The sequence below is a fragment of the Kitasatospora sp. NA04385 genome (assembly GCF_013364235.1).
In the GTDB taxonomy this organism is placed as follows: Bacteria; Actinomycetota; Actinomycetes; order Streptomycetales; family Streptomycetaceae; genus Kitasatospora.
This window is the reverse complement of the sequence record NZ_CP054919.1, coordinates 6,395,002-6,417,206: the sequence shown is the minus strand read 5'-3', so window position 1 is coordinate 6,417,206 and position 22,205 is coordinate 6,395,002. Positions and strand designations below refer to the sequence as shown.

Here is a 22,205-nt window from a genome sequence, read left to right as displayed (position 1 = left end):
GCGTCACCAGGCGCGGCGCAGCGGGGCGGGGTCGCGCAGCTGGGTGACCAGGGCGCGGCGCAGGGCGCGGTCGTGGTCGGTCTCGACCGGGAGGTCGAGTTGGACGATGTCGACGCCGGCGGAGCGCAGCAGGTGGATGCGGGCGGCGACGGTGGCCGGGGAGCCGGTGTAGGCGCCGGCCAGCGAGCGGCGGACGTAGGCGGCGACCTGGGCGCCCGCGGCGTCGGGGTCGGCGGTGCCGCGTTCGCGGTCGCGGTCGAGGGCGACGGCGTCGTGGTAGCGGGCGGCGTCGGGTCCTGAGGTCAGGCGCAGGGCGTCGCGGCGCAGCCGGCGCAGGTGCTGCTGGGCGTCGCTGTCGGTGTCGGCGAGGACGACGGTGACGTGCCGCCAGATCCGCAGGGTGCGGCCGTGCCGGGCGGCGGCGGCGCGGGCCGCGGCGATCCGCAGCCGGGTGTCGGGCAGCGGGCGCGGCGGGACGGCGTAGACCTGGGCGTAGCGGGCGGCGAGGTCGACGCCGGCCGGGGAGGAGCCGCCGAAGGAGAGCAGTTCGCTGCCGGGGGCGGGGCGCAGGCCGCTGCGGGCGGCGCGGACGGTGTAGTACTCGCCGTGGTGGTCGAGGTCCTCCTCGGCGGCGAGGTAGCGGGTGAGCAGCGAGAGGTACTCGTCGGCGCGGCGGTAGCGCTCGGCCTTGGGGAGGGTGTCGCCGTCGCGGGCGACGTCGGCGTCGCTGGAGCCGATGATCAGGTGGGCGCTGATCCGTCCGCCGGAGAGCCGGTCGAGGGTGGCGAGGGTGCGGGCGGCGGCGGTGGGCGAGGTGGTGCCGATGCGGTGGGCGGCGGCGATCCGCAGCCGGGTGGTGGCGGCCAGCGCCCAGCCGGCGACGGCCCACGGGTCGGGCCAGGAGGAGGACTGGACGACGAGGGCGGAGTCGAGGCCGTCCTCTTCCAGCTCCCTGGCGGTGCGGGCGATGTGGGCGGGGTCGGCGGTGCGTTCGCGTGGGTCGGGGGCCCAGCGCAGGGCCTGGCGTTCGGCGGCGGTGCGGCCGGCCACGGGGGCGGCGCGGACGCCGCCGCGCAGTTCGAGTTCCATCGGGTCGACTCCGGTGCGGGCGTGGGGCGGTGGACGCGGGGCGGTGGGCGGGCCGCCGGGTGACGGCGGCCCGCCGGTGGACAGGGGGCCGGACAGCTCACCGGGCGACGGGCCCGAGCCGGGCGAGGGTGTCGAGCAGCCGGGTGCGGCTGGTGAACACCTCGGGCGGCAGCGAGACGTACAGCTGGATGGCGGTGACGCCGGGCTGCTGGTAGCGCAGGATCTGCTCGCGGCACTCCTCGGGCGAGCCGTGCAGGAACAGCGCGTCGACGACCTCGTCGGGCAGGGCGCGCTGGGCGCCCTCGTGGTCGCCGTCGGCCCAGCGCTTGTGGGTGTCGGCGAGCAGTTCGCCGTTGCCGAGCCACTGGTGGAACTTGCGGTAGGGCTCGCGGTTGAGGATCCAGGCCAGGAAGGGCCGGCTGGCGCGGTGCGCGTACGCGGTGTCCTCGGTGGGGCAGACGAACACCTTGACGACGAGTTCCTTGCCGGGCGGCTGCGGGCCGACCGCGTCCAGCACCTTGGGCAGGTCCTGGGCGCGCAGCAGGTTGGTGATGGCGCCGTCCCCCTCGGTGAAGCCGAGCCGGAGCATGCCGGGGCGCAGCGCGCCGAGGATGACCTTGACCGGGTCGGCGGGCGGGTGGGGCAGCCGGTAGCCGGTGATCGAGAAGGTGTCGAAGTCGCCGGCGACGTGTTCGCCGCGCAGCGCGGCGGTGAGGAAGCGCAGCACGTCCCGGGTGCGCTTGAAGGGCTCGTCGAACGGGATGCCGTTGATGTCGGTGACGTGCGCGGGCACGGACGCGCCGATGCCCAGCAGGACGCCGCCGGAGGAGAGTTGGGCGAGCGTGGCGGCGGTCTGGGCGAGCACGGCGGGCCCGCGGGTGTGCACGGGGACGATGCCGGTGGCGATCCGCAGGTGCGGGGCCCAGGCGGCGGTGGCGGCCAGCGGGGTGAAGGCGTCGGTGCCGCCGCCCTCGGCGCTCCACACGTCGCTGTAGCCGAGGTCGGGGAGCCGTTCGACCAGGAAGCGGTGCCGGTCGATGGTCAGGCCGGGCAGCGGCAGGGTGATGCCCCAGGCGGGCGGGGCGGCGGGCTGGTGGGCGGTGGTCATCGGGGGCCTTTCGGGTCGGCCTGCGGGTGGGGTGTCACTTGCCGACCCGCACCGTGGTGAGGTCGAGGAACCAGGACTGCGGCTGGACGAGTCCGTGCACGGTGGGGGCGAGGGCGCGCGGGTTGCGGTCGTTGACGACGAACAGCCAGGGCGCGTCCTCGGTGACCTGGCGCAGCGCGGTGCGGTAGGCGGCCTGCCGGGCGGTCCGGTCGGGGTTGGCGGCGGCGGTGGAGAGCAGCTCGTCGACCTTGGGGCTGGCGTAGTGGCCGGTCCAGAACGGGCTCTTGGAGCCGAGGAACAGCGGCAGCAGCGCCTCGGACTGGAACAGCGTGGTGGACTGGGCGATGGCGTCGGAGCCGAGCGCGACCTCGCCCTTGGCCTCGGCGCCGATCAGGGTGGTCCAGTCGGTGGTGCGGATCTCGACCTTGATGCCGACGGCGGCCAGGTCGCGCTGCAGGGCCTCGGTGATCGGCACCGGCAGCAGGTTGCCGGAGCCGCCGGTGGGCACGGTCACCGAGGTGGAGAACCCGTCGGGGTAGCCGGCCTCGGCGAGCAACTGCTTGGCCTTGGCCGGGTCGTGGCCGTAGCGGTCGTCGCTCGGGTCGTAGGCGGCGGTGGCGCGCGGCGCGGCCTGGAACGCCGGGTCGGCGGTGCCGTGCAGCAGGTTGGTGGCGATGGCCTGCCGGTCGATGGCGTAGTTGGCGGCCTGCCGGACGCGGACGTCCGCCCACGGGCCCTTGGTGGTGTCCAGGATCCAGTACCAGAGGTGGTCGTAGCTGTTGGAGAGGATCTGCGCGCCGGACGCCTTCAGGCTGTCCAGGTCGTCCGGGTTCGGGTACTCGATCCAGTTGACGCCGCCGGAGCGCAGCGCGGCGGTGCGGGCGGCCGGGTCGGGCAGCGCCTTGACGACGAGCCGCTCCAGCTTGGGGGCGCCGCGCCAGTAGTCCTTGTTGGCGACCAGGTCGACCTGCTGGCCCTCGGTCTGCGAGGAGAAGGCGAACGGGCCGGTGCCGACCGGGTGCTGGGAGAAGTTCGCGCTGCCGGTCTTGCGGACGGCGGTGGGGCTGGCGATCAGCACGTGCGCGAGGTCCTCCGGGAAGTGCCCGTTCGGGCCGGAGGTGACCAGTTCGACGTGGGTGTCGTCGGTCTTGCGGTAGGAGGCGATGTCGCCGGCGTACTCCTTGGCGGCGGCGCCGAGCGCGTCGGTGTACTCGGGGCTGGACTTGTCGAGGTACCGGTGCAGGTTGAACAGCACCGCGTCGGCGTCGAAGGCGGTGCCGTCCTGGAACTTGACGCCCTTGCGCAGGGTGAAGGTCCAGGTGACGTTGTCCGGGGCGACCTGCCAGGACTCGGCGAGCGCGCCGGTCACCTGCGGCGGCTTGTCGGTGTCCTTGAGCAGTTCGTAGCGGGTCAGGCCCTCGTAGATCTGGAAGCTCAGCAGGCGCTTGCCCTCGAAGCCGGCGCCGCCGATCACGGTGTCCAGGTTGGGCAGTTTGCCGGTCGCGCCGATCACCAGCGTCCCGCCCCCGCCGCCGCCCGCGGCGTCGCTGCCCGCGGAGGTGGAGGCGCAGCCGGTGGCCGCCAGCAGGACGGCGGCGGAGGCGAGAGCGGCGGCGGCTCTGGCGGTTCTGAAGCGGCGGGGGGCGTGCTCGGTCATGTCGGTTCCTCGTTCTTGTCGTTCTGGTCGTTCGGTTCGGCGCTGCGTGCGCCGGTGAGTGCGGCAGTGCGTTCGGCGGTGCGCTCGGCACTGCGTTCGGCAGCGCGTTCGGCGGTGCGTTCGGCGGTGCGGAGGGTCTTGGCGGCGCGGAGGGTGACGTGCGGACCGGACGCCTCCAACAGAGCGCGGGTGTAGGGGTGTTCGGGGTCGGTCCACAGCCGGTCGGTGCGGCCCTCCTCGACCACGCGGCCGGTGCGCAGCACCAGCGTGCGGTGGGCGAAGCGGGCCACCGCGGCGAGGTCGTGGGAGACGAACAGGTAGGCGGTGCCGGTGCGTTCGCGCAGTTCGACCAGCAGGTCGAGCAGGCGCTCCTGGGTGTCGCGGTCCAGCGCGGAGGTCGGCTCGTCGCACACCACCAGGGCCGGGCCGGTCGCCAACGCCCGCGCCACCGCGACGCGTTGCAGCTGTCCGCCGGAGAGCTCCCGGGGGAAGCGGCGGGCCAGCTCCGGCGCGAGGCCCACCTGGCGGAACAACTCGGCGGTGCGCTCGGCGCGTTCGCCGCGCGGGACGCGGTGGGCGCGCAGGGCGAAGCCGACCGCGTCGCCGGAGCGCAGCGCCGGGTTCAGCGAGCCCCGGGGGTGCTGCGGCACGAACTGGAGCCTGGCCCGGACGGCCCGGTCGGCGCGGGCCCGCAGGCGCGCGGGGTCGCGTCCCTCGAAGACGACCGTCCCGGTGTCGGGGCGCACCAGTCCGAGGGCGAGCCGGGCCAGCGTCGACTTCCCGGAGCCGGACTCCCCGACCAGGGCGACGCTCTCGCCCGCGCGCACCTCCAGGGTGACGTCGGTGACGGCGGGGCGGTGGGCGTAGCTCTTGGAGACGGCGTCGAGCCGCAACAGGACGCTCATCGGGCGGCCTTCCCCTCGGGTGACACCAGGGGCCCGGGGAACGGCGGGGCCGTGGCTGCGGGCGGTTCACTGCCGGTGCGTGCGGTGGCTCCGGGTTCTGTTCCCGGGCCCGGAGCAGCACGGCCTTTCCGGTGGGCGCCGGCCCCCAGCAACTCGGACTCGCCGTTCCCCGGCCCCCGGTCGGGAATCAGCAGTTCCTTCGCCAGGCCGACCGCCGTCAGGCGCCCCCCGTCGAGGACGGCGACGGTGTCGCCGATGCGGGCGGCGGCGGAGAGGTCGTGGGTGACGAGCAGCAGGGCGAGGCCGCGTTCGGTGCGCAGGGTGGTGAAGAGGTCGAGGATGCGGGCCCGGACGAGGGTGTCGAGGGCGGTGGTGGGTTCGTCGGCGATCAGGAGTTCGGGGCCGCAGGCGATGGCGAGGGCGATCGCGGCGCGTTGGCGCAGGCCGCCGGAGAGCTCGTGCGGGTAGGCGTGCGCGGCGCGTTCGGGTTCGGGCAGGCCGGCGGCGGCGAGCAGGGGCATGGCGGCGGTGCGGGCCGCGCGGCGGGTGGCGGCGAGGCCGTGGACGCGCAGGACCTCGGCGAGCTGGGCGCCGATGCGGCGCAGCGGGTCGAGGGTGGCGGAGGGGTCCTGGGGGACGTAGCCGATGCGGCGGCCGCGGATGCGGGTGAGGTCGCGTTCGGGCAGGCCGAGCAGTTCGGTGCCGCCGAGCCGGACGGAGCCGCGGACGGTGGTGCCGCGTCCGGGCAGGCCGAGGACGGCGCGGGCGAGGGTGGTCTTGCCGCTGCCGGACTCGCCGAGCAGGACGAGGGCCCGCCCGGCGTCGACCCGGAGCGTGACGTCGTCCACGGCCCGGGTGCCGCCGGGGTGTTCGACGGTGAGGCGGTCGATGGTGAGCAGGCTCATCGGGCGGCCTCCGGTCCTTCGGCGAGGCGTCCGCGCAGCGTCTCGCCGAGGGCGTTGAAGGCGACCGAGACGGCGAGGATGACGAGGGCGGGGAGGGCGGCGAGCCAGGGGTGGGTGAACAGGGCGGGGCGGAGTTCGTCGAGCATGGCGCCCCATTCGGGGGTGGGCGGCGGGACGCCGAGGCCGAGGAAGGAGAGGCCGGCGGCGTACACGATGGCGAGGCCGACCAGGGAGCTGGCGTAGACCAGGACGACGGGGGCGACCACCGGCAGCACCTGGCGCAGGATCAGCGCGGTGCGGGTGGCGCCGCTGACGGTGGCGGCCTCGAGGTACTCGGCGGTGCGGATGCGGCGGGTCTCGGTGAAGGCGACCCGGGCGACGGCGGGGGTGAGGACGACGGACAGGGCGAGGACGGTGGCGCCGAGGCCGGGGGTGAGCAGGGTGGCGACGGCGATGGCGAGCAGGACGCCGGGGAAGGCGTAGAGCACGTCGAGGGTGCGCAGCAGGGCCTGTTCGGTGGCGCGGCCGGCGAGGGCGGCGGTGATGCCGACGAGGGCGCCGGCCAGCGCGGCGAGGGCGACGGGCAGCAGGCCGGCGGTGAGCGAGGGGCGGGCGGCCCAGAGCAGGCGGCTGAGCAGGTCGCGGCCCTGGCCGTCGGTGCCGAGCGGGTGGCCGGGGGCGCCGGGGTCGAGCAGGCGGTCGGCGAGGTGTCCGGCGTCGGGGTCGGCGGGGGCGAGCAGGGGTGCGGCCAGGGCGAGCAGGACGGGCAGCAGGGCGACGGTGGCGGCGAGCGCGGTGGCGGGGACGCGGCGGGTGCGGAAGGTGCGGAAGGTGATCATGGTTCAGCTCCGCACCCTGGGGTCGATGGCGGCGTGGGCGGCGTCGACGAGCAGGTTGACGCCGACGAATGCGGTGGCGACGAGCAGCACGCCGCCCTGGACGAGCGGCAGGTCGCGGGCGGTGAGCGCGTCGTAGAGCAGGCGGCCGAGGCCGGGCCAGGCGAACAGGGTCTCCACGAAGACCACGCCCTCCAGCAGGTAGGCGAGTTGCAGGCCGCCGATGGTGAGCAGCGCGGGCGAGGCGTTGTGGGCGCAGTGCCGCAGGACGGTGGCGCGGCCGAGGCCGCGGGCGCGCAGGCCGTCGGCGAGGTCGGAGGAGAGGACGGTGGAGAGCGCGGCGCGGTGGACCTTGGCGGTGAGGCCGAGCGGGACGAGCGCGGCGGCGGTGGCGGGCAGCACGAGGTGGCGCAGCAGGTCGGTGCCGCCGCCGGCGCCGAAGGCGTCGTGGGTGCCGCTCGCGGGGAGCAGGCGCCAGTGGACGGCGAAGACGGCGGTGAGCAGCAGGGCGACCGAGTACTGGGGCGCGGAGACGGCGAGGGTGCTCGCGGCGCCGGTGAGGCGTCCGCTCCAGCCGCGCGGGCGCAGCGCGCCGAGGGTGCCGAGGGCGACGCCGCCGGCCAGGACGAGGGCGAAGGCGGCGCCGGTGAGGGTGAGGGTCTGGCCGAGGGCGGGCAGCAGCAGGTCGGCGACGGGGCGCTGGGTGGAGGTGGAGGTGCCGAGGTCGCCGGTGAGGGCGTGGCCGAGCCAGTCGAGGTAGCGCACGGGCAGCGGCCGGTCGAGGCCGATGCGTTCGGCGAGGGCCGCTCGGGCTTCGGCGGGTGCGCCGGGGCCGAGGAACGCGGTGACCGGGTCGCCGGGGACGAGTGCGACGGTGGCGAACACGACGGCGCTCACGCCCAGCAGGGTGGGCACGGCGAGCAGCAGTCGGCGCAGCAGGAAGCGGGTCACGGGGCGGCCGGGTCGGCGGTGGCGGCGGGCATGGCGCGGTGGTCCTCCGGTTCGGACGGCGGGCGTGGCCGGCGCCGTCGGGGTCGTTCGGACCGAGGCTCGCGGACGGAACGCGAGAACAGCCAGCCAGGCGTTGGTGCTATTACCCGTGGTCATAGGAGTGGGCGGGCCCGGTAGGGCGGTGGGGGCAACGGCCGGGCCGTGGACCGTCCTTGACCGGCACTAAGCGGCGGAAATACGATTTCCGCATGGCTTATCGGCGGACCGACTTCACCCTCTGGGGGATCGGCGGCTCGTGGCACCGCAGGTGCTTCGACGAGACCTGTCGTCCCTGCGCGGTGCTCCGCCCCCGGCCCTGACCCGGCCGGCCAGCGGCGCCCCGTCCGTCCTCCGAGGGGTCCGCGCCGCACCGGGCGCCGATCCCCCGTCCCGCGCCGGGCCCCCGGGCCCGGTCCGCCGCCTTCGAGGGGACCGAGATCCGCCATGCACCCGTACTCCGCCGAGCCCTCCCGCCGGGAGGTCCCGTGCCCGCGCTGACCAGCGGCTCCGCCCGGGTGCTGCGCCACCGCGCGCACCCGCAGGACGCCCTGCACACCGAGATCGACAACCCGCTGGACCTGCTGGCGGGCCACCAGCTGCTGCCCGACGCGGCCCGCAGCGTCCCCGAGCCGGCCTGCTCCTGCCACCACCCGCTGTGCCCGACCGGCGCCGCGCACCGGCCGGTCGCCACCCGGGTGTTCCTGGTCGAGCGGCACCCGGTGGTCAGCGCCGGGCTGCGCAGCGTGCTGGCCGGTGCCGCCGACCTGGCGGTGGTCGGCTCCTCGGCCGACCCGGCGCACGCCGTCCGCTCGGTGCACCGCAGCCGGCCGGACCTGGTGCTGCTGGGCCGGAGCGCGAGCCTGGACCGCGACCTGGCGGCGATCGCCGCGCTGCGCCGCCCGGACGGGGCGCCGGACGCCCGGGTGCTGCTGCTGCGCCGGGCCGAGACCACCACCGAGGCCAGCCGGGTCCTGATGGCGGGCGGCAGCGGGTGCTTCCCGCTCGACCTGCCGCCGGAGCGGATCGTGGACGCGGTGCGGCTGGTCGCGGCCGGCGGCACGCTGTTCCTGCCCGCCCCGGTGCCGGTCCGCCCGCAGGCCGTCGCCCCGGTCGAACTGCCGCTGGACCAGACCGGGTTGACCGACCGGGAGCGCGAGGTGCTGGCGCAGCTGGCGCTCGGCCTGAGCAACGCGGAGATCGGCCGGCGGCTGGCGCTGGCCGAGGCCACCGTCAAGAAGCACCTCACCCAGGCGATGCGCAAGACCGGCCAGTCCGACCGCCTGCGCGCCGCGCTGTACGCCGTCCGGCACGGCCTGGCCGGCTGAGGCCCCGCCCACCTCCCGCTACCTCGCCCACCGCCCGCTGTCCCGCCCACCGCCCACCGCCCGCTGTCCCGCCCCTCCCCCGACGAGCCCGTTCGCCCCCGCGGCGAGCGGGCTCCCGTCGTCTCCGGGCCGTCTCCGGGGCGTCTCCGGGTCGCCCCCGGGGGGCGACGAAGGTCGCCCCCCGGGTAGCCGTTCGGGGCTTCTGAGGGTGGTGGGGCGGTCCTTAGCGTGGCAACGACAAGGCACCTGCGGACCGTTGCGGAGGGAGAAGCACCTGATGGGCGTCGACGGAACGGGGCCGGGACGGCGGGTGGTGGTGCTGCCGGTGGAGGCGGCGGACGGGGGGACCGACTGGGGGCGTTCGCCGTACCGGTCGATGTCGGAGGCCGAGCGCTCCGCCCTGTGGCGCCAGCGCCTGCACGAGGCGGAGGCCGGGCTGACCCGGTACCTGGTGTCGCTGGACGACCAGCCGCAGCTGGCGGAGTGGTTCGCGTTGCAGGGCGAGATCTTCGCCGACCTGCCGGAGGAGTCCGCGCCGTCCGCGCAGTGGCAGCGGCTGTTCTTCCGCGGCCAGGCGCTGATGGAGCGCTTCCTGGTGCGCCGCTACGGCGAGGACGTGCTGGCGGCCTGGGCGGCGTCCAACGCCGAGGTGCACCGCACCGTCGAGCCGGACCACGGCCGGGGCGCGGCGGACCCGATCCACCGGATCGCCCGGCAGGCCGAACTGTACGGCTCCGAGTACGAGTTCGACGACGAGCGGCCGCCCGGCCCGGCCCGCGCCGAACTGACCATCACGCACTGCGCGATCTGGGACTACCGGGAGCAGGCGCGGCGCAGCGGCGTGACCATCACGCTGGCCTCGCCCTGCACGTACTGCACCCACGCGCTGTCGGCGAACATCCGCGCCAAGGGCTTCCGTCCGGCGTACCGGCTGCAGTCCGGTCCGACCGGCCACGGCTGCCACTGGGAGGCGAGCGCCGGCTCCGAAGGCACCGAGGAAGGGACGGGGACGCTCTGATGTGCGGAGTGACCGGATGGCTCGACTGGGCGGACGACCTGCGGCTGCGGGCCGGGATCGTCCGCCGGATGACCGGGACGCTCGCCTGCCGCGGCCCGGACGCCGACGGGGTGTGGCTGTCGCAGCACGCGGCGCTCGGCCACACCCGGCTGGCGGTGATCGACCTGGACGGCGGGCTCCAGCCGTTCGCCGACGCCGAGCCCGCCGGGGCGGTGCTGGCCTACAACGGCGAGCTGTACAACCACCGCGAGCTGCGGGCCGAACTGGAGTCGCACGGGCACGTGTTCCGGACCCGCTCGGACACCGAGGTGGTGCTCCGCGCCCACCTCCAGTGGGGGCACCGGGCGCCGGCCCGGTTCAACGGGATCTTCGCGTACGCGCTGTGGGACGCCCGGCGGGAGGAACTCCTGCTGGTGCGCGACCACTTGGGCATCAAGCCGCTGTACTGGCACCGGCACGCCAACGGGGTGCTGTTCGGCTCCGAGCCCAAGGCGGTGCTGGCGAACCCGCTGCTGGCACCCGAGTTGGACGCCGAGGGGATCGCCGAGCTGTTCGCGCTGCCCGCCGCGCCCACCGCCGGGCACGGCCTGTTCCGCGGCCTGCACGAGGTCCGCCCCGGCCACCTGGTGCTCGCCACCCGGCACGCGGTGCGCGAACTGCGGTACTGGCAGCTGGAGTCGGCCCCGCACACCGACGACGAGCCGACCACCCGGGCGCACGTGCGGGCGCTGCTCGCCGACGCGGTGGAGCGCCAGCTGCTCAGCGACGTGCCGCTGTGCACGCTGCTGTCCGGCGGCGTCGACTCCTCGGCGATCACCGCGCTGGCCGCGGCCGCCCGGGAGCGCCGCGGCCAGGGCAAGATCACCAGTTTCTCGGTGGACTTCCCCGGCAGCGCCGACCGCGCCCCCGACGCCTGGCGCACCAGCCAGGACGCCCCGTTCGTGCGGGCCGCCGCCGAGCACATCGGCACCGTCCACACCAGCGTGCTGATCCCCGACGACGACCTGCTGGACGCCCGCGACGCGGTGCTGCGGGCCCGCGACCGGCCCGGCTGGGGCGAGATGGACGCCTCGCTGCACCTGCTGTTCCGCGAGGTGCGCCGCCGCTCCACGGTCGCGCTGTCCGGCGAGGCGGCCGACGAGGTGTTCGGCGGCTACCCCTACTTCCACGACGCCCCGGCGCTGGCCTCCGGCACCTTCCCCTGGCTGCACGGCCGCACCACCCCGGCGGCGCTGCTGCGCCCGGAGGTGCGCGCCGAGGTCCGGCCCGCCGAGTACACCGAGGCCGCGTACCGCTCCAGCCTGGCCGCCGTGCCGCGGCTGGCGGGGGAGGACGCGGCGGACGCGAAGGTCCGGGAGACCTTCCACCTGGCGCTGACCCGCTGGCTGCCGCCGCTGCTGGACCGGGTCGACCGGGTGTCGATGTCGGTGGGCCTGGAGGTGCGGGTGCCGTTCTGCGACCACCGGCTGGTGGAGTACCTGTGGAACGTGCCCTGGGCCCTCAAGGCGCCCGGCGGCCGCGCCAAGGGCCTGCTGCGGGACGCGGTGCGCGACCTGCTGCCGCCGCAGGTCACCGACCGCCCCAAGTCGGGCTACCCGTCGACGCCCGCCGTCCGCTACACCGAGGTGCTGACCGCCCGGGCGCACGAGCTGCTGGCCGACCCGGCCGCCCCGGTCTTCGACCTGGTCGACCGGTCGCTGGTCCGCCGGCACCTCGCCGAGGGCACCCCGCTGCCCAGCCCGCGCACCGCGCCCAACCCGGTCGGCGGCCTCGACCACCTGGTCCAGGTCGACGAGTGGCTGCGCGCCTACCAGGTGGGTCTGCGGTGAGCGCGCCCGTACGGACCGCCGTGCACCCGGACGCGCTGCGGGCCGCCGCCCGGCACTGGCCCACCGGGGTCGCGGTGCTGACCGCGCGGTGGGGCGGGGAGGTGCACGCCAAGACGGTGTCGTCCTTCGCCACCCTCTCGCTCGACCCGCCGCTGATCGGCGTCGCGCTCTCCCCGCGCAGCCCGCTGGCGGCGGCGGCGCACGACTCCGGCCGGTTCGCCGTCACCGTCCTGACGGACCGCCAGGAGGCCCTGGCCCGGCGCTTCGCGACGCCGGGCGCGGGCCGGGCGGCCGGTGCGTTCGCCGACCTGGCGCTGCGCACCGGACCGGCCGGGCCGGCCGGGCCGCCCGTCCCGGCGGGGGCGGCGGCCTGGTTCGAGGCCGAGCTGCACGCCGAACTGCCGGTCGGCGACCACGTGCTGCTGGTCGGCCGGGTGACCGCGGTCGGCGAGGGCGGCGGCCGGCCGCTGCTGCACCACGCCGCCCGGTACCGGCTGCTCGGCCCGGAGACCCCGCCCGAGCCCCAGACGTCCGCCCCAACCCCCCTTCCCTTCCGAGGAGTCGGCGCATGACCCTGCTGTCCCCGGCCCCGCGCGGCCTGCTCACCGGCGACCGCTACCGGGCCGAACTCGACGACGGCCGCGAGCTGTACCTGGACGGGAAGCGCATCGCCGACCCGGCCTCGCACCCGGCCTTCCGGCCCGCCGCCGACGAGTTGGCCCGGCTGCTGGACCTCCAGCACGAGCCCGAGCACCGCGACCTGCTGACCTGGAAGGACCCGGAGACCGGCCTGCGGCTGGCCCGCGCCTACCAACCGCCCACCTCGCTGGAGGAGTTGCGCGTCCAGCGGCGCAGCGCCGAGTTCTGGCACGCCCAGGCGCTCGGCCAGCAGGGCCGCTCCCCCGCGTTCATGGCCTCGATCGCGGTGGGCGTGCACGACTTCCGGCACCGGCTGGCCACCGCCGACCCGCGCTTCGGCGCCAACGCCGAGGCCTGGTACCGGTACTGCGCGCAGAACGACCTGGTGCTGTCGCACGCGCTGGGCGACCCGCAGATCGACCGCTCGGCGAGCCCGCTGGACGACCCGGACCTGGCGCTGCGGGTGCTGGAGGAGAACGAGCGCGGCATCGTGGTGCGCGGCGCCAAGCAGCTGACCACGCTGGCGCCGCTGGCCCACGAGGTGCTGGTGTACCTGTCGGCGTCGTTCACCGACAACCGGGCCGAGAAGTTCGTGGTCTGGTTCGCGCTCCCGCTGAACGCCCCGGGCCTGGTCACGCTGGCCCGCGAACCGCTCGGCACCGCGCCCTGGGGCCACCGGCACCCGATCGGCGCCCGGTACGACGAGCAGGACGCGATGCTGTTCTTCGACGACGTGCTGGTGCCGTGGGACCGGGTGTTCCTGCTGCGCGACGCCGCCCTGGCCCGCGAGGGCCTGGGCCGGATCAACGCCTGGAGCGCGTACGTCGGCCACATCCGCTACCGGGAGCGGCTGCGCACCCTGCTGGCCACCGCCACCCTGCTGGCCGAGTCGATCGGCGTCGACGGCTTCCGCAACGTCCAGGAGGACCTGGGCCGGCTGGCCGGGTACGCCGAGCTCACCGGCTACTTCCTGGACGCGGCCGAGAACCGCGGCGCGCTCACCGACTCCGGCCTGTTCGCGCCCGGCGACACCTTCGCCTCCCGGGTGTGGTCGGCCGAGGTCGCGGGCGACGCGGTGGAGACCGTCCGCCGGATCGGCGCCTCCGGCCTGCTGATGCAGCCCTCCCCCGGCGACCTCGCCCACCCCAGGCTGCGCCCGCACCTGGAGCGCTACATGCGCGGCCGGGGCACCGACGTGGAGCGCAAGTCCCGGCTGTTCCGGCTGGCCTGGGAGCTCACCGGCGACGGCTTCGGCCAGCGCCAGGACCTGTACGAGTACGTCCACCGCGGCGACCTGGCCCGCAACCGGATCACCGTCTACCACCGCCACGACCAGTCCGAAGCCAGGGCCCGGCTGCTCGCCCTGCTCGACGCCGAACCGGCCACCGAGCCGGGCAGCGAGCCGGGCGCCGAAACCGCTGCCGTCGAGCCGGGCGCCGAACCCGCTGCTACCGAACCCGCTGCCGAATCCGCCACCGTCCCCGCTGCCGTTCAGGAGGCCCGCGCGTGAGCCCGTCCGCCGTCGAGATCCAGGCCCGTACCCTCGCCGGGTACGCCGACGCCAGCCGCCTGCGCCAGGTCCAGGACCGCGACTGGGTGCTGGACCGCGTCACCGGCGACCCCGGAACGCTGATCGACCTCGGCAGCGGCATCGGCCAGCTGCTGGAGAGCGCCCTCGAACGCTTCCCCTCGCTGCACCTGGCCGTCGGCCTGGAGCGCTCCGAGCACCGGATCGCCGAGGCCGCCCGCCGCCTCGCCCCGTACGGGGAGCGGGCCGAGCTGCACCAGGCCGACCTGACCGCGCCCGAACCGCTGCCGCACCGCGCCGAACTGATCACCCAGACCTCGGTGCTGCACTGGCTGTACCCCGACGAGGACCGGATCTTCGCCTGGGTCGCCGCCCACCTCGCCCCCGGCGGCCGCTTCCTGCTCACCACCTACCACCCCGCCCGCGACGCCCACGGCCTGGGCGGCGAGGACGAGTTGGTGCGCGAGGCGCTCGACGCGCTGGGCACCCCCGCCGCGCAGGTGCCGGAGCTGCTGGCCGCGCACGGCGTGCTGCCGATCGCCACCCGCACCCGCACCGTCGAGGAACTGCTCGACGTGCTCGGCCCGCACCTGGCCGTGGTCGGGCACGCCTCCCGGGACGCGGTGGTCACCGTCGACTCCGCCGAGCAGTACGAGCACTTCCACGCGGCGACCTTCGGCGACTACTACGCGCAGGTCCTGCCCGAGGAGCGCCGCGCCGACTTCTACCGGGCCGTCGGCGCGGCCGCCTGGCGCCGACAGCTCGAACGCGGGTACGTCAGCCACATGCCGGTTCGGCTCTGGGAGTTGACGGCACATGAGGAGTTCGTTACAGGATCCGGAACCGGCCCGCTCCCGGCCTAACCTGGAACCGTCCCACCCGACGGACCCCCCAGCCGAGCACCACCCGCGACGAGGAGCGAGCACCGTGTCCACCCCCGCCACCGGCCAGGAACTCGGCGCGTTCCTGCGCGCCCACCGCGAACTCCTCCAACCCGCCGACGTCGGACTGACCGCCACCGCCCGGCGGCGCACCCCCGGGCTGCGCCGCGAGGAGGTCGCCTCGCTGTCCGGCGTCGGCCTCGCCTGGTACACCTGGCTCGAACAGGGCCGCGTCACCGCCTCCCGGCAGGTCCTGGAGGCGGTGGCGCGCGCCCTGCGGCTGGACCAGGCCGGGCTGCGGCACGCGATGCGGCTGGCCGGCTACCACGAGCCGGTGCCCGCCGACGCCGACCGCGGCGCCGCCCAGAAGCTGGCCGCGGCCGTCCGCCCCGTCCTCGACTCCTGGACCGCCAGCCCCGCCGCCCTGCTCGACCGGCACTTCGACCTGCTGGCCTGGAACTCCGCCTGGACCTCGCTGTGGGGATCGCCCGAGCACGTCCCCGCCGACCGCCGCAACCTGATGTGGCTGCTGGCCGTCGACCACCGGCTGCGCCGGGTGCTGCCCGACTGGGAACCGCTGGCCATGAACGTCTTCCAGCACTTCCGCGCCCAGGCCGGCCCGGCCATCGCCGACCCGCGCACCGGCGAGCTCTACCGCCGGCTGGAGAGCGACGCCCCCGAGCTGAGCCACTGGTGGGGCTGCCACTCCGTCGCCGAACTCACCGCCCGCACCGTCCGGGCCACCCCGCCCGGCCTCGACCCCGTCCGGCTCACCCTCAGCTCCTTCCACCCCGTCGACGACCCCTCCGCCCTGGTCGTCCTGTTCACCCCCGCGACCCCCGCCGACGCGGCCCGGATGGCGGAACTGACCTCCGGCGGGGCCGCGGCGGACGGACCGGACGGCGACCGGGCCGGGGCGGAGACGGAACTGCTGGCGGCCGGGGCCCGGCACTGAGCCCGGGCCCGCCCGGCGCACGGTGGTGGTGACGACCGGGGCGTTCCAGGCCCGCGCCTAGAGCTCGGGGAATTTCATCCAGTCCGGCATCTCGAGGCCGGTGGTCTCCCGGAACTCGGCGGCGACCGCGCGCGGGGCCCCGGCGTACGCGAGGTGGAGGAAACCCGCGCTCGCGCCGACGGCCCACTGCTCCTCCTCCGGCAGCTGCCGGGCTCCCAGCATCGCTTCGACGAGCGGCCGTACGGCCTCGGTGAACTGCGAGTCGGCCACCAGCAACTGCCCGAGCTTGACGGCGCACCGCACGTAGGCCCCCAGATACCCGTCACGGTCCTGCTCCAGCAGTTCCCGGAACAGCACGAAGGCGTACTCCGAGCAGGCCAGGGCCTCTTCCGTCTCGTCCACGTCCGCCAGTTGCAGTGCGTAGTTGTGCAACGCCGCGGCGAAGTGCGGCAGATGGGTGTCCCTGTCCCGCTCGGCCAGGTCCTCGTACAGGGCGGCGGCCTCCTCGGAGCAGGCCAGTGCGGCCTCGGGCTGCGCGGCCTCCGCCAGCCATCCCCCGCACTTCGCCAGCAGATCGGCGAGGACCGGCAGGTGCGCGTCCTCGTTGCGCTCCGTCAGTTCCCGCAGGAGGCGCAGGGCTTCGTCGGAACGGACGAGCGCCTCCTCCGTCCGCCCGGCTTGGGCTAGCAGCGTGGCATGGCCGGCCGCGAAGACGGCGCAGCCGCGCAGGTGGGCCCTCCGGTCCGTCCCGACCAGCTCCCGGTACCGGGCCAGGGCCTCTTCGGAGAGGGACAGGGCCTCGGCCGACCTCCCCGCGCGGACCAGTTGCAGCGCGCGGCCGCCGGCCGCGAGGACGAGAGCGAACTCATGGGCACCCGGGTTCGCGTCCGCCAGCTCCCGGTACCGGGCCAGGGCCTCCTCCGAATGGTCGAGGGCCTCCAGCAGCCGTCCCAGATCGGCCAGTTGCCCCGAGTGACGGTTCAACGAGGCCGCGAGGAGCGGCAGATGGGCTGACCGGTCCTGGCGGGCCAGCTCCCGGCTCAGGGCGAGGGCCTCCCCGGAACAGGCCAGGGCCTCGGCCGGATTCCCCTCCTCCGCCAGCCGCAGTGCGTGGTCGCCCAGTACGGTGGCGAGGTCGGACATCCGGCGGTCCCCGTACCCGTCCCCGAGCCTGCGGTACAGGGCGACGGCCTCCTCGGAGTACTGCCGGGCCGCACCGTTGCCCTCCGCCGCCAGCAACCGCGCGTGGTTGGCGACCGCGCGGGCGAGACCGCCCGACGGGGTGTCCGGGTCGAGGGCCGCCAACTCCTGCTGCACGGCGAGGGCCTCGAACGAGTGGGGCAGGGCCTCCGCCCGCAGGCCCGCTTCCGCCAGCAGCGCCGTGTGGTTGGTGACCGCGCGCGCGTAGTTGCGCACGTGGGCGGCGCGGTCCGACAGGAAGAGTTCCCGGTACCCGGTGAGGGCGTTTTCGGAGTGGGCCAGGGCCCGGTCGTACTGGCCGACGCCGGAGAACCGGAGGGCCGTGTTCTCGTGGACCAGGGCGCGGCGGGCGTCGCTGGAAGCGGTGTCGAGACGGTACTGGCAGAGCCGGTCGGCGATGGCGGCCGCGGCGATGTCCAGGTCGACGTGCCCCCACGGCAGCAGCAGGTCGAGGGTCTCCAGGAGGTCGGGGTCGATGTCGGGATGGCGGGCGAGGACGGCGAGCGCCGGACCTCCGGCGCTCAGGGCCAGCTCGGGGTGCGCACGGAGCAGGGGGTGGAGCTGGGTGCGGGCGAGGTGGGGCCAGCGGGCGGCCGCCTCGATCAGCGTGGTGAGCGCGTGCCGGGTCCACGCCGTTCCGGTTTCCACCGTGCCTCCCGCCGGGTCCGGTCGCGGGGCGAGCAGCCGGGCGGGTGCCCCGTCGGCCCACAAGTCGGGCTGGCGGTCGTGGCCGTGCCCGTCGGTCGACAGAGCCAGGTAGTCCTCGCCCAACCGGTCCGGGTACAGCGGTTCGAGCACCGTCCCCGGTCCGCCGACCTCCGACGTCCCCCGGAAGGCGGGGTAGCAGCGCGCGTGGTCCTTGAGCAGTTGCCCCGGCACCTGCGCGCTCTCGATCCCCACCCGTCCGACGGCGGCCCTGCCGTCGTCGTAGCCGAGCGGACCGGTGAGGGTCGCGGTGTAGACGAGCTGGCCCATCGCGTCGGGCGTCGCGGTGACCGCGTCCTCGGCACGGTGGTGCAGGGCGATCCAGTGGTCGCGCTCCCGGTCCAGGAGGTACGCCGACACCTCGACCGGGTCCTCCGGGGGCTCGGTCGATCGGCGGACCGACAGGACGGCTGCCAGGGCGGCCATGTGCACGCTCAGGACGAGCCGGTAGTCGTCCTCGGCGGCCAGGGCGCTCGGGGGTTCCGCTGTCCTGGCCCCAGGCACGTCCAACAGTTCGGCGAAGCGGTCGCGGGCGGCGGCGAACAGCGCGGCCCGACTCACGCCGGGTTCGTCCTCCACCGGCGGGAGTTCGAACCGCTCGGCGGCCAGTCCGAGGTCGCGCCTGATCCGGAAGGCGAGGTTCTGCCACCACGGCCCGGTGGGTCTGGCCAGCAGCAGGACGCGTACCCGGACGCCTCGCCCGGCGCCGACGTGGGTGTCGTCCAGCAGCGTGAGCAGGTCCGAGGTGTCCCACCGCTCGGCGTAGTCCACCACCACCAGCACGCCCGCGGCGCTCTCCAGGCCGACCGGCACCGCGAACGCCGGCGCGGCCTGCCGGTCCCGCCGGTGAAAGGCGCCCAGGACGACCCAGCTCTGCGCCCGCCAGTCGGCCGCGGCCTGGAGGGCGAGCCGCGTCTTGCCCTGTCCGCCGGGGCCGTGCACCAGGCACACGCCCATCGCGTCCGCGCTGTCCCGCCACCGCCGCAGTCGGTCCAGTTCCGCGGTCCGGCCCGTGAAGTCCACCACCTCGCCGCCCGCCCGCAGCAGCTCGCTCGGCAGCACCGACCCGCCACCCACACCCGCCGGTGGCGCCGTCCCGGTCGACCCGGTGGGCGGCCACACCGAGAGGCGGTACGGCTCGCCCCCCTCGTAGACGACCATGTCGCCCGCGGCCTGGAACACCCTCGCGAAGCCGGAGGCCACCGCCTGCAGTTTCACCCCGGGCCCGGTCGCCCCCGCCACCGGCCCCGGGAGCTCCGAAGCACTCACCTGGAGCCGCGCTCGTGGACCGTCATGTCCCGGCCGGCCTGGTAGCTCCGTCCGCTCCCGGAGACGTCCGCATTCTGCTCGATCTTCGCGCTGTACTGCCCGGACTGCTGCTCCTCGGCCCGCAGGTCCTCCACGAGCTGCCGCAGCCGCTCCTCGAAGGCGGGATCGCCCTCGGCTTCCGCCGCCACCGCGTCACGGACCCGACGCAGCGTCCGCTTGCTCACCGTGCCGTCGCCGCTCCCGGCTTCCGCCACCAGGGTCTCCAGCGCCCGGTCGGCGCCGAGCCGCTCGACGACCAGCTCGTGAACGGCGTCCATTCCGGCTTCCAGCGCGAGGTCGACATCCGCGTCCGCCCGCTCACCCACCCGCCGGAGTTTGCGGATGAGGTAAGCCACCCCGGCCCCCGCCAGGAGTTCGATTCCTGTCATCATTGCCCTCCCCTGAGCGAATCCGACTCCGCCGGACAGGCTTCGACCGCTCCCCGTCCCGCCCCGGCCACGAGTATCGGGCTCTGCACGGGACCGCACAATCAGAATGCCGACACTGCTCCAGGCTCAACGGGATCGTGTCCGACCGACCCCGACCGACCCCGACCGACGGCGGAGATCCAGCGGGGGCCCCGTCCGCCGGGGCCCCTCGCGCGCACCTCCGCCGACCTAGGAGTCGTGCTGCCGCAGGCCCCGGGTCACCAGCCACGCCCCCGCCGCCGCGACCAGCGCCAGGCCGGTGCCGACCAGCAGCGCGCCGCGGGTGACGTCGGAGAACGCGCCGACCGCCCACGCGCCGAGGCCGGTGCCCGCGTACATGGTGGAGGTCAGCCAGGCGCTGGAGGTGGCCCGGTGGGCGGGGGCGACGGTGCCGGCCAGGGTCTGCTGGTCGGTGACGAAGGCGCCGCTGGCGGTGAACCAGATCAGCACGCCCAGCAGCGAGAGCGGCAGCCCGGGCCCGGCCGTGGCCAGCGCGATGCCGGTGGCCAGCAGCAGGCCCCAGAGCGCGAGCAGCGGCAGGTCGGTGCGGCCCGCCGTGCGGTAGCGGTCGCCGAGGCGCCCGCCGAGCAGCGAACCGGCCACGCTGCCCGCGCCGACCAGGACGCCGACCAGGCCGAGGGCCTGCACCGAGAGGTCGAAGCGGCGGTCGAGGACGGCGCCGAGGAAGGTGTACGCGCCGAGGTTGGCCGCGTTGAAGACGGTGTTGACCAGCAGGGCGCGCCGCAGCGCCGGATCGCGCCAGCCGCCCAGGATGGCCCGGACCGCCCCGCCGGACGCCGCGCTGCCGGGCGCGTGGGCGACCTGCCGGGCCAGCAGGGCGATCGCCGCGAGGGTGCCGATGGCCAGCGCCCAGAACGCGGCCCGCCAGCCCGCCGCACCGGCCAGCGCGGCGCCGAGCGGGACGCCGACCACCTGGCCGGTGGAGAACAGCGCCATGCCGAGTCCGAGGGCCCGGCCGCGCACCGCCTCGGGGGCGGTCTCGGCGATGTGCGCCCAGATCGCGGGCCCGGCGGCCGCGGCGGCGAGCCCGGCCAGCGCGCGGGAGAGGACCAGCAGGGTGAGCCCGGTGGAGAGCGCGGCGGCCGCGTTGGACAGCACGAACAGCAACCCGCCGGCGAGCAGGGTGCGGCGGCGGCCGAACCGGTCGCTGAGCAGGCCGAGGAACGGTGCGAAGACCGCGTACACCAGGACGTACGCGGTGACGGTGGAGGCCGCGGCGGCCTCGGTGGAGCCGATCGAGTCGGCGATGGTCGGCAGCAGCGGGGAGACCAGGAAGGTCTCGGTGCCGAACAGGAACAGCAGCGCGAACACCCCGGCGTACCGCAGTGGTCGCAGCACCTCGGGGGTCGGCACCGCCTCGGTGCGCTCGGTCAGGTCGGAGACGTCGCTCACGGCGACCACCACCTCGTCCGGTCTTCGGATCGCGCGGCGCGTCCTCGGACCGCGGACGCGTTCGGCCGCGCGGGAGGGCATGGGCGTCCGATGCCGCCATGGTGGGCGGGGGGCCGGGGACGCAGCCAGACAGGCGTTCATCCTGTGACCGGGGCTCACAGCCTGGCGCCCCGTCAGCGTGTGAACGGTGTGAACGGGAGCCGGCAAGGATAGAAGGGCTGCATGCGTTTCGTTCCGGAGCCGGTGGCGGCTGTGCTGCGCCGTGGGGCCAAGGACCCGTTCGTCGTGCAGACGGTGCGGGCCACGGTCGCCGCGACGCTGTCGTACGTGGTGGCGACCTGGCTGAGCAGGGAGCCGGTGCCGCTGACCGCGCCGCTGACCGCGCTGCTGGTGGTGCAGGTGACGGTGTACTCGACGCTGACCACCAGCATCCGGCGGGTCAACTCGGTGGTGGTCGGGGTGCTGATCGCGATCGGGTTCTCGGCGGTGGTGGGGCTGTCCTGGTGGAGCCTGGGCCTGATCATCCTCGCCTCGCTGGTGGTGGGCCGCTTCGTGCGGGTGGACGAGTTCGTCCAGGAGGTCGCGATCAGCGCGATGCTGATCCTGGGCGTCTCCCAGGTCACCACCCAGGCCTGGGACCGGGTGCTGGAGACGGTGATCGGCGCGAGCGTCGGCCTGGTGTTCAACCTGGTGATAGCGCCACCGGTGTGGGTGGACACGGCCGGCGAGTCGATCGAGGACCTGGCCCGCCGGGCCCGGCACCTGCTGCTCGGGCTGTCCGAACAGCTGGGGCGGCCCGTCCCGGTGGAGCGCGCCGCCGAACGACTGTACGAGGCCCGGCGGTTGGACCAGGCCATCGCCGAGGTGGACGGGGCGCTGCGGCAGGCCGAGGACAGCCTGCGGCTGAACCCGCGGATCAGCGAGGGCCTGCTCTCCCGGCTGGTGCTGCGCACCGGGCTGGACACCCTGGAGATCTGCGTGGTGGTGGTCCGGGTGATCGCCCGCTCGCTGACCGACCTGGCCAAGCGCCGCGACCCGGACGAGCGGCTGTTCCCGGCGGACGTGGCGGTGGCCCTGGAGGAGCTGTTCGAGCATGTCGGCGGCGCGCTGGTGAGCTTCGCGGTGCTGGTCACCACCCAGGTCAGCCGCAACGCCGAGGAGGCCGAACAGCGGCTGGCCTCCGAACTCGCCGCCGCCTGGGCCTGCCGGGAGAACGCCGCCCAGCTCCTGCTGCGCCGCGTCCAGGAGCACCCGGAGGCCTGGCAGCTGCACGGCTCGCTGCTCGCCGAGGTCGACCGCATCCTCGACGAGCTCGACCTCGAACACCGCGGCCGCCGCCTGATGGAGGAACTCGACCGGGCCGCCGTCGCCAACCGCGACCGCTTCTCCCGCTTCCCCCGCCTGCGCCGCTTCGCCCGCGGCGAGCGCCTGCGCCCGCGGCGGCGCCGGCGGCGCCAGACGGCGGCCTGAGCTACCTGCCTCCGGC

The 22,205-nt window shown here is 75.5% G+C and carries 18 protein-coding genes; 8 read left to right on the top strand and 10 right to left on the bottom strand.

The genetic code is table 11. The features are described from left to right. Positions 1–3: 3 nt before the first annotated feature. The 7 genes from HUT16_RS28415 to HUT16_RS28385 form a co-directional block, all read right to left on the bottom strand. The gene (locus HUT16_RS28415; protein ID WP_176190894.1) at positions 4–1,089 is read right to left on the bottom strand and encodes an LLM class flavin-dependent oxidoreductase; all 1,086 of its coding nucleotides are present in this window, start codon (positions 1,087–1,089) and stop codon (positions 4–6) included. A gap of 97 nt (positions 1,090–1,186) precedes the next feature. After that, the gene (locus HUT16_RS28410) at positions 1,187–2,197 is read right to left on the bottom strand and encodes an LLM class F420-dependent oxidoreductase (RefSeq protein WP_176190893.1); all 1,011 of its coding nucleotides are present in this window, start codon (positions 2,195–2,197) and stop codon (positions 1,187–1,189) included. 34 nt (positions 2,198–2,231) lie between these two features. Then, positions 2,232–3,854, bottom strand: coding sequence for an ABC transporter substrate-binding protein (locus HUT16_RS28405; protein WP_176190892.1), 1,623 nt, complete (start codon positions 3,852–3,854; stop codon positions 2,232–2,234). After that, entirely contained in the window at positions 3,851–4,759 is a 909-nt protein-coding gene (locus tag HUT16_RS28400) for an ABC transporter ATP-binding protein (RefSeq protein WP_176190891.1), read from the bottom strand. The genes HUT16_RS28405 and HUT16_RS28400 overlap by 4 nt, the downstream gene beginning before the upstream one ends. Next, a complete protein-coding gene (locus tag HUT16_RS28395; protein WP_176190890.1) occupies positions 4,756–5,664 on the bottom strand; it encodes an ABC transporter ATP-binding protein in 909 nt (302 codons plus the stop codon). The genes HUT16_RS28400 and HUT16_RS28395 overlap by 4 nt, the downstream gene beginning before the upstream one ends. Then, positions 5,661–6,503 carry an ABC transporter permease gene (locus tag HUT16_RS28390; protein WP_176190889.1) on the bottom strand — a complete coding sequence of 281 codons (843 nt, stop codon included), beginning with the start codon at positions 6,501–6,503 and terminating at the stop codon, positions 5,661–5,663. The genes HUT16_RS28395 and HUT16_RS28390 overlap by 4 nt, the downstream gene beginning before the upstream one ends. A 3-nt stretch (positions 6,504–6,506) precedes the next feature. After that, positions 6,507–7,451, bottom strand: coding sequence for an ABC transporter permease (locus HUT16_RS28385; RefSeq protein WP_176190888.1), 945 nt, complete (start codon positions 7,449–7,451; stop codon positions 6,507–6,509). A gap of 524 nt (positions 7,452–7,975) precedes the next feature. On the opposite strand from HUT16_RS28385, the gene HUT16_RS39385 reads away from it, so the two are divergent. The 7 genes from HUT16_RS39385 to HUT16_RS28350 all read left to right on the top strand — a co-directional run bounded on the left by HUT16_RS39385 (position 7,976) and on the right by HUT16_RS28350 (position 15,665). Further along, entirely contained in the window at positions 7,976–8,815 is an 840-nt protein-coding gene (locus HUT16_RS39385) for a response regulator transcription factor (RefSeq protein WP_176190887.1), read from the top strand. A gap of 277 nt (positions 8,816–9,092) precedes the next feature. After that, complete coding sequence (locus HUT16_RS28375; RefSeq protein ID WP_176190886.1) at positions 9,093–9,833, top strand: hypothetical protein; 741 nt, start codon at positions 9,093–9,095, stop codon at positions 9,831–9,833. Further along, the gene (asnB, locus tag HUT16_RS28370; protein ID WP_176190885.1) at positions 9,833–11,662 is read left to right on the top strand and encodes an asparagine synthase (glutamine-hydrolyzing); all 1,830 of its coding nucleotides are present in this window, start codon (positions 9,833–9,835) and stop codon (positions 11,660–11,662) included. Before HUT16_RS28375 ends, asnB begins: the two co-directional genes overlap by 1 nt. Further along, positions 11,659–12,234, top strand: a complete 576-nt coding sequence (locus HUT16_RS28365) for a flavin reductase family protein (protein ID WP_176190884.1) — start codon at positions 11,659–11,661, stop codon at positions 12,232–12,234. Before asnB ends, HUT16_RS28365 begins: the two co-directional genes overlap by 4 nt. Continuing rightward, positions 12,231–13,811 carry a 4-hydroxyphenylacetate 3-hydroxylase N-terminal domain-containing protein gene (locus HUT16_RS28360; RefSeq protein WP_176190883.1) on the top strand — a complete coding sequence of 527 codons (1,581 nt, stop codon included), beginning with the start codon at positions 12,231–12,233 and terminating at the stop codon, positions 13,809–13,811. The genes HUT16_RS28365 and HUT16_RS28360 overlap by 4 nt, the downstream gene beginning before the upstream one ends. Then, positions 13,808–14,692: a trans-aconitate 2-methyltransferase gene (locus HUT16_RS28355; RefSeq protein WP_176190882.1), complete on the top strand. Its 885-nt coding sequence runs from the start codon at positions 13,808–13,810 to the stop codon at positions 14,690–14,692. The genes HUT16_RS28360 and HUT16_RS28355 overlap by 4 nt, the downstream gene beginning before the upstream one ends. A 64-nt stretch (positions 14,693–14,756) precedes the next feature. Then, a complete protein-coding gene (locus HUT16_RS28350) occupies positions 14,757–15,665 on the top strand; it encodes a helix-turn-helix domain-containing protein (RefSeq protein WP_254898027.1) in 909 nt (302 codons plus the stop codon). A gap of 57 nt (positions 15,666–15,722) precedes the next feature. On the opposite strand, the gene HUT16_RS28345 is transcribed toward HUT16_RS28350, so the two are convergent. The 3 genes from HUT16_RS28345 to HUT16_RS28335 form a co-directional block, all read right to left on the bottom strand. After that, positions 15,723–18,788 carry a tetratricopeptide repeat protein gene (locus tag HUT16_RS28345; RefSeq protein ID WP_176190880.1) on the bottom strand — a complete coding sequence of 1,022 codons (3,066 nt, stop codon included), beginning with the start codon at positions 18,786–18,788 and terminating at the stop codon, positions 15,723–15,725. Positions 18,789–18,835: 47 nt separating this feature from the next. Continuing rightward, the gene (locus HUT16_RS28340; protein WP_176190879.1) at positions 18,836–19,267 is read right to left on the bottom strand and encodes a chromosome partitioning protein; all 432 of its coding nucleotides are present in this window, start codon (positions 19,265–19,267) and stop codon (positions 18,836–18,838) included. A 228-nt stretch (positions 19,268–19,495) separates the two neighbouring features. Beyond that, positions 19,496–20,719 (bottom strand): MFS transporter, encoded by a 1,224-nt coding sequence (locus HUT16_RS28335; RefSeq protein WP_176190878.1) that lies wholly within the window; start codon positions 20,717–20,719, stop codon positions 19,496–19,498. Between the two features lie 222 nt (positions 20,720–20,941). Here HUT16_RS28335 and HUT16_RS28330 point away from each other — a divergent pair, with 222 nt between their 5' ends. After that, positions 20,942–22,189, top strand: a complete 1,248-nt coding sequence (locus HUT16_RS28330) for an aromatic acid exporter family protein (protein ID WP_176190877.1) — start codon at positions 20,942–20,944, stop codon at positions 22,187–22,189. Positions 22,190–22,205: the final 16 nt, after the last annotated feature.